Source organism: Streptomyces sp. NPDC030222, assembly GCF_055573115.1.
Genome location: NZ_JBVICA010000006.1, coordinates 31,170 through 44,278, shown reverse-complemented (window position 1 = coordinate 44,278; position 13,109 = coordinate 31,170). Strand labels below are relative to the sequence as shown.

At 71.3% G+C, this 13,109-nt stretch carries 12 protein-coding genes and 1 pseudogene; 7 read left to right on the top strand and 6 right to left on the bottom strand.

Annotation, left to right across the window (positions count from 1 at the left end):
- Nucleotides 1–336 (bottom strand): annotated as a pseudogene (locus ACZ4Z5_RS10825) (VOC family protein); the annotation flags it as partial.
- 160 nt (nt 337–496) lie between these two features.
- On the opposite strand from ACZ4Z5_RS10825, the gene ACZ4Z5_RS10820 reads away from it, so the two are divergent.
- From ACZ4Z5_RS10820 to ACZ4Z5_RS10810, 3 genes are all read left to right on the top strand, one after another.
- On the top strand, nt 497–2,095 hold the full coding sequence (locus ACZ4Z5_RS10820; RefSeq protein ID WP_468259758.1) for an ABC-F family ATP-binding cassette domain-containing protein: 1,599 nt from the start codon (nt 497–499) through the stop codon (nt 2,093–2,095).
- A 332-nt stretch (nt 2,096–2,427) separates the two neighbouring features.
- Nucleotides 2,428–2,649: a helix-turn-helix domain-containing protein gene (locus tag ACZ4Z5_RS10815; RefSeq protein ID WP_018518904.1), complete on the top strand. Its 222-nt coding sequence runs from the start codon at nt 2,428–2,430 to the stop codon at nt 2,647–2,649.
- Nucleotides 2,650–2,802: 153 nt separating this feature from the next.
- Entirely contained in the window at nt 2,803–3,594 is a 792-nt protein-coding gene (locus ACZ4Z5_RS10810; RefSeq protein WP_468259755.1) for an enoyl-CoA hydratase/isomerase family protein, read from the top strand.
- A 134-nt stretch (nt 3,595–3,728) separates the two neighbouring features.
- On the opposite strand, the gene ACZ4Z5_RS10805 is transcribed toward ACZ4Z5_RS10810, so the two are convergent.
- From ACZ4Z5_RS10805 to ACZ4Z5_RS10790, 4 genes are all read right to left on the bottom strand, one after another.
- A complete protein-coding gene (locus ACZ4Z5_RS10805) occupies nt 3,729–4,484 on the bottom strand; it encodes an SDR family oxidoreductase (RefSeq protein WP_468259752.1) in 756 nt (251 codons plus the stop codon).
- Between the two features lie 388 nt (nt 4,485–4,872).
- Nucleotides 4,873–5,670, bottom strand: a complete 798-nt coding sequence (locus ACZ4Z5_RS10800; RefSeq protein ID WP_468259749.1) for an SURF1 family cytochrome oxidase biogenesis protein — start codon at nt 5,668–5,670, stop codon at nt 4,873–4,875.
- Nucleotides 5,671–5,726: 56 nt separating this feature from the next.
- Nucleotides 5,727–5,960, bottom strand: coding sequence for a hypothetical protein (locus tag ACZ4Z5_RS10795; RefSeq protein WP_468259746.1), 234 nt, complete (start codon nt 5,958–5,960; stop codon nt 5,727–5,729).
- 63 nt (nt 5,961–6,023) lie between these two features.
- Nucleotides 6,024–7,013: a DEDDh family exonuclease gene (locus tag ACZ4Z5_RS10790; RefSeq protein WP_468259743.1), complete on the bottom strand. Its 990-nt coding sequence runs from the start codon at nt 7,011–7,013 to the stop codon at nt 6,024–6,026.
- 170 nt (nt 7,014–7,183) lie between these two features.
- Here ACZ4Z5_RS10790 and ACZ4Z5_RS10785 point away from each other — a divergent pair, with 170 nt between their 5' ends.
- Together ACZ4Z5_RS10785 and ACZ4Z5_RS10780 are read left to right on the top strand one after the other, a co-directional pair.
- Nucleotides 7,184–7,894, top strand: a complete 711-nt coding sequence (locus ACZ4Z5_RS10785; RefSeq protein ID WP_468259740.1) for a VIT1/CCC1 transporter family protein — start codon at nt 7,184–7,186, stop codon at nt 7,892–7,894.
- Between the two features lie 136 nt (nt 7,895–8,030).
- Entirely contained in the window at nt 8,031–9,074 is a 1,044-nt protein-coding gene (locus ACZ4Z5_RS10780) for a zinc-dependent alcohol dehydrogenase family protein (protein WP_468259737.1), read from the top strand.
- Between the two features lie 67 nt (nt 9,075–9,141).
- Here the strand turns inward: ACZ4Z5_RS10780 and ACZ4Z5_RS10775 are convergent, their stop codons facing one another.
- Nucleotides 9,142–10,710 (bottom strand): S8 family peptidase, encoded by a 1,569-nt coding sequence (locus tag ACZ4Z5_RS10775; RefSeq protein ID WP_468259734.1) that lies wholly within the window; start codon nt 10,708–10,710, stop codon nt 9,142–9,144.
- A gap of 243 nt (nt 10,711–10,953) precedes the next feature.
- On the opposite strand from ACZ4Z5_RS10775, the gene ACZ4Z5_RS10770 reads away from it, so the two are divergent.
- Nucleotides 10,954–11,319 carry a DUF485 domain-containing protein gene (locus ACZ4Z5_RS10770; RefSeq protein ID WP_468259731.1) on the top strand — a complete coding sequence of 122 codons (366 nt, stop codon included), beginning with the start codon at nt 10,954–10,956 and terminating at the stop codon, nt 11,317–11,319.
- Nucleotides 11,316–12,956 carry a solute symporter family protein gene (locus ACZ4Z5_RS10765; RefSeq protein ID WP_468259729.1) on the top strand — a complete coding sequence of 547 codons (1,641 nt, stop codon included), beginning with the start codon at nt 11,316–11,318 and terminating at the stop codon, nt 12,954–12,956. The genes ACZ4Z5_RS10770 and ACZ4Z5_RS10765 overlap by 4 nt, the downstream gene beginning before the upstream one ends.
- The last annotated feature ends 153 nt before the right edge of the window (nt 12,957–13,109 follow it).

Genomic DNA, 13,109 nt, shown 5'->3' with positions numbered 1-13,109 from the left:
GGCACCGGGCGAATAGGCCCCGAAGCTCCAGATGTTGCCCTCGGGGTCACGGGCCATGTAGTCCCGCGCCCCGTAGTCCCGGTCCCGCGGTGGCACCAGGATCTCCACGCCGTGCTCCACGGCCCGCCGGTGGTGTTCGTCCACATCGTCGACGTGGACGAACACCCCGGTGGGCCCGGCGCCCTTCATCAGCTCGTCGAACCCGCCGCCGGTGCTCCTGCTGCCCAGCATGATCATGCCGTTGCCGTAGGTCAGCTCCGCGTGCGCCACCAGACCGCCCTGCTCCGTTCGGTCGCCGGGCGGCCGCCGCCCTGCGCCGAGTATCGGCCGGTTCATCCTGCTCCGCGCGGCGGACCCTCGGCGGACCGCTCCGGGAAAACGGGTTGCGGGGGCCCGGTAAACTGTTTCGTATGGCTAATCTCCTTGCGCATTAGACGGCGTCGAAGCTGCCGCATCCGTCCCTTCCGCCGTCCATACCGCTCTGGAGTATTTCCCCGTGATCACCGCCTCCGGCATCGAGCTGCGCGCCGGCGCACGCGTCCTCATCGAATCCGCGTCCTTCCGTGTGGCCAAGGGCGACCGCATCGGCCTCGTGGGCCGCAACGGAGCAGGCAAGACCACCCTCACCAAGTGCCTCGCCGGTGAGGGCATCCCGGCCGCGGGCACCGTCTCCCGTTCCGGCGAGGTTGGCTATCTGCCCCAGGACCCGCGCACCGGCGACCTCGACGTCCTCGCCCGCGACCGGATCCTCTCCGCCCGCGGCCTCGACGTCCTGATCCGCAAGATGCGCCAGAACGAGGAGCGGATCGCAGGCGGCCAGGGCGCCACCCGTGAGAAGGCCCTCCGGCAGTACGAGCGGCAGGAGACGGAGTTCCTCACCAAGGGCGGTTACGCCGCCGAGGCCGAGGCCTCCACCATCGCGGCCGCGCTCGGCCTGCCCGACCGGGTGCTCGGCCAGCCCCTGCACACGCTCTCCGGCGGTCAGCGCCGCCGGATCGAGCTGGCCCGCATCCTCTTCTCGGACGCCGACACCCTGCTCCTCGACGAGCCGACCAACCACCTTGACGCCGACTCCATCGTGTGGCTGCGCGACTACCTCAAGACGTACCGCGGCGGCTTCATCGTCATCTCCCACGACGTCGACCTCGTCGAGACGGTGGTCAACAAGGTCTTCTACCTGGACGCCAACCGCTCCACCATCGACGTCTACAACATGGGCTGGAAGCTCTACCAGCAGCAGCGCGAGGCCGACGAGAAGCGCCGCAAGCGGGAGCGCGCCAACGCCGAGAAGAAGGCCGCCGCGCTGAACGCCCAGGCCGACAAGATGCGCGCCAAGGCCACCAAGACGGTCGCCGCGCAGAACATGGCCCGCCGTGCCGAGCGGCTGCTGTCCGGCCTCGACGAGGTGCGGATGTCGGACAAGGTCGCCAAGCTGCGCTTCCCTGAGCCGGCTCCGTGCGGCAAGACCCCGCTCACCGCGGACGGCCTGTCCAAGTCGTACGGCTCGCTGGAGATCTTCACCGACGTCGACCTGGCCATCGACAAGGGCTCCCGGGTCGTCATCCTCGGTCTCAACGGCGCCGGCAAGACCACCCTGCTCCGGCTGCTCGCCGGGGTGGAGCTGCCCGACACCGGCGAGGTCTCGCCGGGCCACGGCCTTAAGCTCGGCTACTACGCCCAGGAGCACGAGACCCTCGACGCGGACCGCACGGTCCTGGAGAACATGCGCTCCGCCGCACCCGACATGGACCTCGTCGAGGTCCGCAAGGTGCTCGGCTCGTTCCTCTTCTCCGGCGACGACGTCGACAAGCCGGCCGGTGTGCTCTCCGGCGGTGAGAAGACCCGGCTGGCACTTGCCACCCTGGTCGTCTCCTCGGCGAACGTGCTGCTCCTCGACGAGCCCACCAACAACCTCGACCCGGCCAGCCGTGAGGAGATCCTCGGGGCGCTGCGCACCTACCAGGGCGCGGTCGTGCTGGTCACCCACGACGAGGGCGCGGTCGACGCACTGCAGCCCGAGCGCATCATCCTGCTGCCCGACGGCGTCGAGGACCTGTGGGGAGCCGACTACGCGGATCTTGTCGCGCTGGCTTGATCCACGCCTGATGGATCATTCGGCCCATCGGTGATCCTTCATCTGAGTGAGACCTTCTCGTACCGCGGTGTGCTGAGCGTCCCGGCAAGGCCCGTCCTCCGGTGGACGGGCCTTGGCATGTGCCGGACCGTCTCGACCGCGCTGACCTGCTGATTCCGTTCGCGACGGGCTTGCAGACGCCTTCCCGGGCCTGCGGAATCCTTTGTTCCGATCGGTGTCGGGCATTCCGTTGGCCAAAACGTTGTCCGACCGACCTTGTCGAATGGGTGGCCAGGAAGCTCGGTAGGGGTGATCATGAGAGTCCAGAGCGCACTTCCCATGAGGAGGCACGGGTGGCCGAGACTCTGAAGAAGGGCAGCCGGGTGACCGGCGCCGCGCGCGACAAGCTCGCGGCAGACCTGAAGAAGAAGTACGACTCCGGTGCGAGCATCCGGGCGTTGGCCGAGGAGACCGGCCGCTCCTACGGATTCGTCCACCGGATGCTCAGCGAGTCCGGAGTGACACTCCGGGGGCGTGGCGGAGCGACACGAGGCAAAAAGGCCGCCACGGCCTGACGTCCGTACCACGGCGTTTCCCGCGGGGTTGCTGGGCCCGACGGATTCTTTTCGGTGGCCGGTGGCCACCCGGTCGGTCGTGTGGTCGGCCGGGTGGTTACTGTGCAGTCACTTAATTGATGACTGCTGCTGCACCCGAACCGGAGGCGCCCCATGACTTCGCTCGACACAGTGCTCGACAAGGACGGCGTACGGCTCACCGTCGAGGACACCGTCGCCACGGTGACCCTGACCAATCCCGCCAAGCGCAACGCCCAGTCGCCCGCGCTGTGGCGTGCGCTGGCGGAGGCCGGGCGGGCGCTGCCCGGCAGCGTCCGTGTCGTCGTGCTCCGCGGCGAGGGCAGGTCCTTCTCCGCCGGGCTCGACCGTCAGGCCTTCACCCCCGAGGGCTTCGACGGCGAGCCGTCCTTCCTCGACCTGGCGCGGGGCTCCGACGCGGAGCTCGACGCGGTCATCGCCGAGTACCAGGAGGCGTTCACCTGGTGGCGCCGCAACGACGTCATCACGATCGCCGCGGTTCAGGGCCATGCGATCGGCGCCGGCTTCCAGCTCGCCCTCGCCTGCGATCTGCGGGTCGTCGCCGACGACGTGCAGTTCGCCATGCGCGAGACCAGCCTCGGACTGGTGCCCGACCTCACCGGCACGCACCCGCTGGTCTCCCTGGTGGGCTATGCCCGTGCGCTGGAGATCTGCGCGACGGGCCGCTTCGTCCAGGCCGCCGAGGCCGAGCGCATCGGGCTCGCCAACCTGTCCGTCCCCGCTGCCGAACTCGACGACGCCGTCCGCGACCTGACGGCCGCGCTGCTGGCGGCGCCGCGGGACGCGGTCATCGAGACCAAGGCTCTGCTGCGCGGTGCGTCCGCCCGCACGTACGAGGAGCAGCGCACGACGGAACGCGCCGCCCAGGCGCGCCGGCTGCGCGACCTGGCAGGCCTCGACGACTGACGCGCCGGACCGGATGTGCGGACCGTCCCCGGGACGGGGTGCGAGGTGTCCGGTCCGCCTGGGGCACGAGGCGGCCGGTCCGCGTCGGGGCCGAATCCGGGGTCCTGTCCCGTACGGGGGACCCCGGCCGATGCCTAGAACCCGTGCCGGGCGCCGCCGTCGACGGGCAGCATGACGCCCGTCAGGTACGAGGCGGCGGGGGAGAGCAGGAACGCCGCCGTGCGGCCGAACTCCTCCGGCGCGCCGTAGCGGCGCAGCGGGATGCGGGATTCGTTGCCGGCCCGTGCCGCCTCCGCGTCGCCGCTCAGCGCGTCCAGTTCCCGGACCCGGTCCGTGTCGATGCGGGCGGGGAGCAGGCCGACGACGCGGATGCCGCGCGGACCCACTTCGTCGGCGAGGGACTTGGCGAATCCGGCCAGCCCCGGCCGCAGGCCGTTGGAGATGGTCAGCCCGGGGACGGGTTCATGGACCGAACTGGAGAGGACGAACCCGATGACGCCGCCCTCGTCGAGGGTGGCGGCCGCGGTGCGGGCCATCCGTACCGCGCCGAGGAAGACCGAGGCGAACGCGTCCTGCCACTGGGCGTCGGTGTTGTCCGCGACGAAACCGGGCGCGGGGCCGCCGACGCTGATCAGTACACCGTCCAGGCGGCCGAACCGTTCCCGTGCGGTGGCGACGAGGCGTTCGGCGGTGTCCGGGGCCGCGTTGTCCGCGGTGACGCCGACGGCGTCCGGGCCGAGTGCCTCGGCGGCCGCGGCGACGCCCTTCTCGTCTCGGCCGCTGATCACGACCTTCGCGCCGTCCGCGGCCAGCTCGCGGGCGGAGGCGAACCCGAGCCCCCGGCTGGCACCCGTGACGATGTAGACACGGTCCTTCAGTCCAAGATCCATGGCCCCTATCCTGCCGCGTACCCGGCCTCGGCGGCGAGGCACGGGACGAGGGCCGACAGCCGAGGGGCTGCCGCGGCCGTCGCGCCTGTCCGCGGGCGGCGGCGCGACAGCTGCCGAGCCGGCCGGTGCTCGTGGCAGAGGGCCGGGCCCGAACGGCCGACGGAGGGGCCCGTCGGCCTGCTCCGGCCAAGGGCCGGCCACCGGCGGAATCGCCGCGGCCGGGGGACGCCTGGACAGGTCCGCCTTCATCGCCGGGAGCGCCTCCTCGGCCGAGGGCGCCCGCTCTCGCGGGCGGAAGGAGGGGGCGGCGTCCGGCGTGCGTCGCGCGTGTGTTGCCGGCGGCCGTTCCGCCGGCCGGACGGGCCGTTTCGCGGCCCGACCGTTTCCGTCAGGCGACCGCGGTCGCCGGCGCCTCGGTCCCGGCGCCCGTCGCCGCGGCGGCCGCGGCGCGGTCGCGCTTCTCCCGGCGGACCAGGATGAGCCAGCCGACGGGCACGCCGGCCGCGAACAGCCACCACTGGACGGCGTACGCCATGTGTGCCCCGATGGAGCTGTCGTCGGGGGCCGGGACCGTTTCGGGGACGTCCTGGCCGGATTCGGGGCCGATCAGCTCGACGTAGCCGCCGAGGACCTCGCGGCCGACGGCCTTCGCCTGCCGCGCGCTGTCGATCAGCATGATCTGTCGGGGCGGAAGATCACTGACGTCCTTGATGCCGCTGGCCGCGGTCGTCTCGTCGGCCTTGAGGCGGCCGGTGACGGTCACCTCGCCGCGGGGTGCGGACGGAATGTCGGGGAGGGCACGCTGGTCCGCCCCGAAGGGGATCCACCCGCGGTTGACCAGGAGGACGCGCCCGTCCCGCATGACCAGCGGGGTGAGGACGTGAACGCCGACCTTCTCGTCGGCGTTCGTCCGGCGGCGGACGACGACCTCGTGCTCGGTGTCGTACGTGCCCGTCGCCGTCACCCGACGCCAGTAGTCGGAGCGCGGGACGACGTGTCCGGGGGAGGTCAGCTCGGTCACCGGGACCGGCTTCGCCGCGAGGTTGTCCGAGATGAGGGTGTTCTGCGCCACCCGGTGCTGATGACGGTGCAGCTGCCAGAATCCCAGCTGGACCATCACGGGGATGAGCACGAGGGTCACCAGGGTGGCGATCACCCACTGGCGGGACAACAGGAAGCGGTACACCCCACGACCGTACCTCCGGGGTCGCGGGGTGTCGGGAGCGGGGTGGGAGGCCGGGGTCACACCTTGTCGACGATGCCCACCTTCCCCTCGGCGCGGGCGCAGTGGCCGCCGCAGTACCAGTGCCCCTCGGCCTCGACGCCCTGGCCGATGATCGGGACCCGGCAGTGCTCGCAGATGGGCGCCATGCGGTGGATGGCGCAGGAGAAGCAGTCGAAGACGTGCACCGCGCCCTGCGCGTGCACCTCGAAGGACATGCCGTAGTCGTTTCCGCAGACCTCACAACGTGCCATGCGCCACAGGGTGCGGCGCCCGGCCGCGACGGGCGAGCGGCCGGCGGGCGAGTCGCGCGCCAATCACCCGTCTGCCGAGGACGGTGCCACGTCCCGCAGCAGCTGGGTGAACGCGGCCTCGTCGACGACGGGAGTCCCGAACGACGCGGCGCGGGCGGTCTTGGACGTCGCCGCATCGGGGTCGTTGGTGACCAGCAGACTCGTCAGCCGGGACACGCTCGTCGCCACGTGCAGACCGGCCTCCACGGCACGGTCCTCCAGCAGCTCCCGGTCCACGGAGGTGTCTCCGGAGAACGCCACCCGCATGCCCTGCATCAGCGTCCCGCCCGGCTCGTACCGTCCCGGGTTGGGATACGGGCACGGCGGCAGCTTGCGGGACGCCCGCCAGGTGGCGCGTGCCCCGTACGAGGACTGACGGCCGATCCGGGGCGCCGCCGACCGGCTGCCGTCGACCCACTCGGTCAGCGGGCGGCACTCCAGCAGGGGCAGCCGCACCCCGCGCTCCGCCGCCGCGTGCAGGCTCGGCCGGAACGCCTCGGCCAGGACGCGCGCGTCGTCGAGGGCGTCGTGCGCCCGTTGCTGTACCACACCGAAGTGCGCCGCGAGCGACGACAGCTTGTGGTTGGGGAGCGGCAGCGCCAGCTCCTTGGAGAGGGCGATGGTGCACAGCCGCTGACGCACCGGCGCGGTGCGCTCCGCCCGTGCGTACTCCCGGGCGATCATCTGCCAGTCGAAGATGGCGTTGTGCGCGACCAGCACGCGGTCGGCGAGCCGCTCCGAGAACTCGTACGCGATGTCGGCGAACAGGGGTGCGCCTTCGAGGGCATCGCTCGTCAGCCCGTGGATCCACACCGGCCCGGGGTCGCGCTCGGGATTGACGAGCGTGTACCAGTGGTCCTCCACCTCGCCGCGCGCGTCGAGCCGGTAGACGGCAGCCGACACTATCCGGTCGTCCCTGGACAGCCCGGTGGTCTCCACGTCGACGACCGCGTACCCCTGTGGGTACGCGGCCGGCCATGGTGCTGCGGTCGTGCGGTCGTCGAGCATGGTCACAGAGAATACGGGCCGCGACCGACAGTCATGTCCCGGTCCGCGATCGGGGTACGGCAACACGCCGACGACGCAGGCGACATACCCGGTCGGCGGACGGCACCAGGGCGAACGATTTGCCCGGTTCCGGGGGTTGGCGCCCCGTCGGCCGGGGATGATGAGACCCTGCGCGAGTGACCGAAGCCACTCACGACGAGGAGCACGGCGGATCCCTCGGTACGCGGCTGAACTGGCTGCGGGCCGCAGTCCTCGGCGCCAACGACGGAGTCGTGTCCACCGCGGGCCTGGTCGTGGGAGTCGCGGGTGCCACCGCGGAGCGCGGTGCGCTCCTCACCGCGGGCCTCGCCGGACTCCTGGCCGGATCGATGTCGATGGCGGCGGGGGAGTACGTCTCGGTCTCCACCCAGCGGGACTCGGAGAGGGCGGCCATCGCGCAGGAGAAACGCGAACTGCGTGAGCAGCCGGAGGCCGAACTCGACGAGCTGGCCACGCTGCTGGAGGAACGCGGACTCAGCGCGGACGTCGCCCGGGAGGCTGCCGAACAGCTCACCGAACGCGATGCGCTGCGCGCCCACGCCCGGGTCGAGCTCGGCATCAACCCCGACGAGCTCGCCAACCCCTGGCACGCTGCCTGGGCCAGCTTCCTCTCGTTCACCGTGGGCGCGCTGCTTCCGCTGCTGGCGATCGTCCTGCCGCCCATCGGGCTGCGCGTGCCGGTCACCGTGGTGTCCGTCCTGGCCGCGCTCACCCTCACCGGCTGGTCCAGTGCGCGCCTGGGCGCGGCCCCGGCCGCTCCGGCCGTCGTGCGGAACGTGGCAGGGGGCGCGCTGGCGATGGCCGTGACGTACGGGGCGGGGTCCCTGCTGGGGGCGGCGGGCGTCTAGGGGGCCGTCTCACGTACTCGTGGCACGTGGCACATCCGGGCAGATACTCGCCGCCCCCTGCGCACCGCCCCGGACCGCGGGCGTACCGTGTGAGACGTACGCCCGACTGAACGACCGATCAGCAAGGAACCCCACCATGCGCGCCGCCGTCATCCGCGCCCCCCAGGACATCCGGGTCGAGGAGGTGCCGTACCCCGTCGTCCAGCGGCCCACCGACGCAGTGGTGCGGGTGCTGCGGGCCTGCATCTGCGGCAGCGACCTGTGGGCGTACCGCGGCCAGGCCGCGCGGGAGCCGGGGCAGCGCATCGGCCACGAGTTCCTGGGCGTGATCGAGGAGGCCGGCAGCGAGGTGACCGGCTTCGAGCCGGGAGACCTCGTCGTCGCCCCGTTCGTGTGGTCCGACGGCACCTGCGAGTACTGCGCCGAAGGCGTCCACACCTCCTGCCCCAACGGCGGATTCTGGGGCCAGGTGGGCTCCGACGGCGGCCAGGGCGAGGCGGTCCGCGTTCCGTTCGCCGACGGCACCCTGGTCAAGCTGCCCGCCGCGGCCGTCTCCGACGACCGGCTGCTGACCGCTCTGCTCACCCTCTCCGACGTCATGGGGACCGGGCACCACGCGGCAGTCGGGGCGGGGGTGCGCCCCGGCGCGACCGTCGCGGTCGTCGGTGACGGGGCCGTCGGCCTGTGCGGTGTCCTCGCCGCGCGGCGGCTGGGCGCCGAACGCATCATCGCCCTGGGCCGGCACCGGGCCCGTACCGACATCGCCAGGAGCTTCGGCGCCACCGACGTGGTCGTCGAACGCGGTGAGGACGCTGTCGCGGCCGTCCGTGAACTCACCGGCGGCCAAGGCGCGCACGCCGTCATCGAGGCGGTGGGCACCGAGCAGTCGATGCGGACCGCGGTCGGCGTCGCCCGCGACGGCGGCGGCATCGGCTACGTGGGCGTGCCGCACGGCAGCGGCAGCGGCCTGGACCTGGGCGAGATGTTCAACCGCAACATCGCGCTGCGCGGCGGTGTCGCCCCCGTCCGCGGGTACATCCCCGAGCTGTTGCCCGACATCCTCGACGGCACGATCGACCCTTCACCGGTCTTCGACCTCACCGTCGGCCTGGAAGGGGTCCCGGACGGCTATCGCGCGATGGACGGGCGCACCGCGCTGAAGGTCCTCGTCAAGCCCTGACACGGGGCGGACGCGGGCGGACGGAAGGGGCACGGGCCGTCCGCCCGTGCCCCTCCCTCATCAGGCGTCAGTGCCTCTTCGTCACCGCGTCCAGCGCGTCGACGACACCTTCGCCGTAGAAGCCGTTCCGGTCCGCGTCACCCTCGCAGACCGCGTCGACCTTGCCGTCCGCGTCGATGTCGTACGGGTCGGTGCACGCGGTGTCGTCCGCCTGGGACGCCAGCAGCGCCTTGATCCTCCAGGCCGGCGCGTACGGGTGAGTGGACTTCAGCAGCGCGGCCACGCCCGCCACATGGGGGGAGGCCATGGAGGTACCGGCCTTGTAGCCGTAGCCGCCGCTTGGCAGGGTCGAGTAGATCCTGCCGTCCACGGCGGGCGCGGACGGAGCCTGGTACTGGGTGCGGTCGCCGCCCGGGGCGGAGACGTCGATGACGCCCTGACCGTAGTTGGAGTACGAGGACTTCAGGCCCTTCGCACCCGTTGCCGAGACCGTCACGACGCCCGGGATCTGCGTCGGGATGTCCAGGCACTGGCTCGGGTCGATCGTGCGGCTGCCCGGCGTGGTGTCGTTCGGGCTGGTGGTGTCCACGATCTCGTCCGCCGCCAGGTCGTGGCGGGAGTTGCCGGCCGCGGCCACGTTGACCGCGCCGCGGCGCTCCGCGTAGCGGGACGCCCGGCTGACGGCCTCGACCAGGGCGGCCTGGTCGGGGTCGTTCTTGCAGTTGAACATCCACGGGTCGGTGTAATAGCTGTTGTTCGTCACGTCGACGCCGTGCTCCGCCGCCCACATGAAGCCGCAGACCACGGCCTCGGTGTAGAAGAAGCCGTCCACGGTGGACACCTTGATACCGGAGACCTTCACACCCGGTGCCACGCCCGTGATGCCGACGCCGTTCTTCGCGGCGGCGATCGTGCCCGCCACGTGCGTGCCGTGGTCGGACTCGTTCGGCCCGGGACGCCAGGCGCCGTCCGTCGTGTCCGGCTTGCCGCTCACACAGTTGACCGACGCAGCGCGGTCGAAGTTCGGCGCCAGGTCGGGGTGTGTGTCGTCGACACCGGTGTCGATGACGGCGACCGTCACGTTCCGGCTGCCGAGGGTCCGCTCGTGGGCCTTGTCCGCCTTGATGGCGGGCAGGTCCCACTGCAGCGGCTCCAGCGGGTCCTGACCGGTGGCCGCGGCCGTGACCCGCGCCGCCTTCAGCGACGCGGCGTCGGCGGCGGCCGGCTTGTCGATGTCCTTGGCCTCCTTGGTGCCCGAGGCGCCGAGGACCGACTGTGCGGGCAGCGGAGCGGTGCGGGTGGCGCCGGCGGACTCGACGAACGGCGACGTGCGCACCGTCTTGGCGAAGTCCGGGTTCGAGGAGTGCACCACGATCACGCCTATGCGGTCGTACGAGGTGACGATCGTGCCACCGGCCTTCGCGATCACCCGCTTCACCGCCGTGGAACCGAACGTGCTCTTGGTGTTGACCACGTACGACAGCTGCGGCCCCTCGGCCGCGGTCGCGGCGGGGGAGGCGTCCGCCGACGGAGCGGCCTGGGCCGCTCCCGCCGGGAGACACGCGAGCGAAGCCGTGAGGGCCAGACCTGCGGGCAGCGCGAGTGCGCGCCGCCGCGCGGATCCCAGATGAGCCATGGGTTCTCCACATCATCCGTGAGAAACCGCCCGGCCCGCGGAACGCGGACTGGACGGGGACATGACCAGTGAAGCTATCGGGCCGGGGTCGCGGCGATCAATGACCTCGCGGAGAAAACCCTGCCGTGAACCGATTCCGGCCGCGGTCCGTGCCGTTGTCCCAGGGGGGCCCGACGTCCGTCGGTCCCGGTCGGCGAGGTCCTCCTGTCCATTCCCACCGCTTCCGCGACGCAAGGAGAATCCGTGGCCACCGAAGCGCCGCCGCCCCCGGACGGGACGGGCACGCGCCCCGCCCGGCCCAGCACCGAGGCGTTCACCGAGATGCAGGACAGCACGGAGTTCGGCGAACTGCGCCGCGCCTACCGGTCCTTCGCGTTCCCGCTGACCGTCGCCTTCATCGCCTGGTACCTGCTGTACGTCCTGCTGTCGAACTATGCCGGCGGCTTCATGGGCACCAAACTCTTCGGCAACATCAACGTGGCCCTGGTCCTCGGTGTCGGCCAGTTCGCCACCACGTTCCTGATCGCCTGGTTCTACTCGCGCCACGCCGCAGAGAAGCTCGACCCGCGCGCCGAGGCCATCAAGTCCCGTATGGAGGGCGACGCATGACCACCGCACAGCACGCCCACACCACGGTCCAGCTCGCCGCGTCCGGCACGGGCGGGCACCGCCCGCTGATCATCACGCTCTTCGCGCTGTTCGTCGTCGCCACCCTCGGCATCACCGTCTGGGCGGGCCGTCAGACCCGCAGCGCCGCCGACTTCTACGCGGGAGGCCGCCAGTTCACCGGCTTCCAGAACGGTCTCGCCATCTCCGGCGACTACATGTCCGCGGCGTCCTTCCTCGGCATCGCCGGTGCCATCGCCCTCTTCGGCTACGACGGCTTCCTCTACTCCATCGGCTTCCTCGTCGCCTGGCTGGTCGCCCTCCTGCTGGTGGCGGAACCGCTGCGCAACTCCGGCCGGTACACCATGGGCGACGTCCTCGCCTACCGCATGCGGCAGCGTCCCGTCCGTACGGCCGCCGGCACCTCCACCATCGTCGTGTCGATCTTCTACCTGCTCGCCCAGATGGCCGGTGCCGGCGTCCTCGTCTCGCTGCTCCTGGGCATCACCAGTGACGCGGGCAAGATCGGCATCGTGGCCCTCGTCGGCGTCCTGATGATCGTCTACGTCTCCATCGGCGGTATGAAGGGCACCACCTGGGTCCAGATGGTGAAGGCGGTGCTGCTCATCGCCGGCACCCTCCTCATCACCTTCCTGGTGCTGCTCGAATTCGGCTTCAACGTCTCCGAGCTGCTCGGCAAGGCCGCCGAGAACAGCGGCAAGGGCGCGGCCTTCCTGGAACCGGGACTCAAGTACGGCGCCACCGGCACGTCCAAGCTGGACTTCGTCTCCCTCGGCATCGCCCTGGTCCTCGGCACGGCCGGGCTGCCGCACATCCTCATCCGCTTCTACACCGTGCCGACGGCCAAGGCCGCCCGGAAGTCCGTCAACTGGGCCATCGGCATCATCGGCGCCTTCTACCTGATGACCATCGCCCTCGGCTTCGGCGCCGCCGCCCTGCTGGACCGAGACGACATCATCGCCTCCAACAAGGCCGGCAACACCGCGGCACCCCTGCTCGCCCAGGCGGTCGGCGGAGGCCCCGACTCACCGGGCGGCGCGGTCCTGCTCGCGGTGATCTCGGCCGTCGCCTTCGCGACCATCCTGGCCGTGGTCGCCGGCCTCACCCTCGCCTCGTCCTCCTCCTTCGCGCACGACCTGTACGTCAACGTGATCCGCAGGGGGCAGGCCACCGAACAGGAAGAGGTCCGGGCCGCCCGCTGGGCGACCGTCTTCATCGGGGCCGTCGCCATCGTCCTCGGCGCCTTCGCCCGTGACCTCAACGTGGCCGGCCTGGTCGCCCTGGCCTTCGCGGTCGCCGCCTCCGCGAACCTCCCCACCATCCTCTACAGCCTCTTCTGGAAGCGGTTCACCACCCAGGGAGCCCTGTGGTCCATCTACGGAGGCCTGATCTCGTCGGTCGTCCTCGTCCTCTTCTCGCCCGTCGTGTCCGGCAAGCCCACGTCGATGTTCCCCAGTGCCGACTTCGATTGGTTCCCGCTGGAGAACCCCGGCCTGGTCTCGATCCCGCTCGGCTTCCTGCTCGGCTGGCTCGGCTCCCTCTTCTCCAAGGAGGAACCCGACCGCGGCAAGTTCGCCGAACTCGAGGTCAAGTCCCTCACCGGAGCCGGAGCGCACTGAGAGCAGACGTTCCCCCGGATGTGAACAGCCCCGGGGGGGGGGGGGGGGGGGGGGGGGGGGAAAGGAAAAGAAACCACAACATCACAAAAAAAAAAAACCAACCCCACAGCTTCCTCCGGTGCGTGTGTGGGGTGTGGACTGTCGCAACTTTGT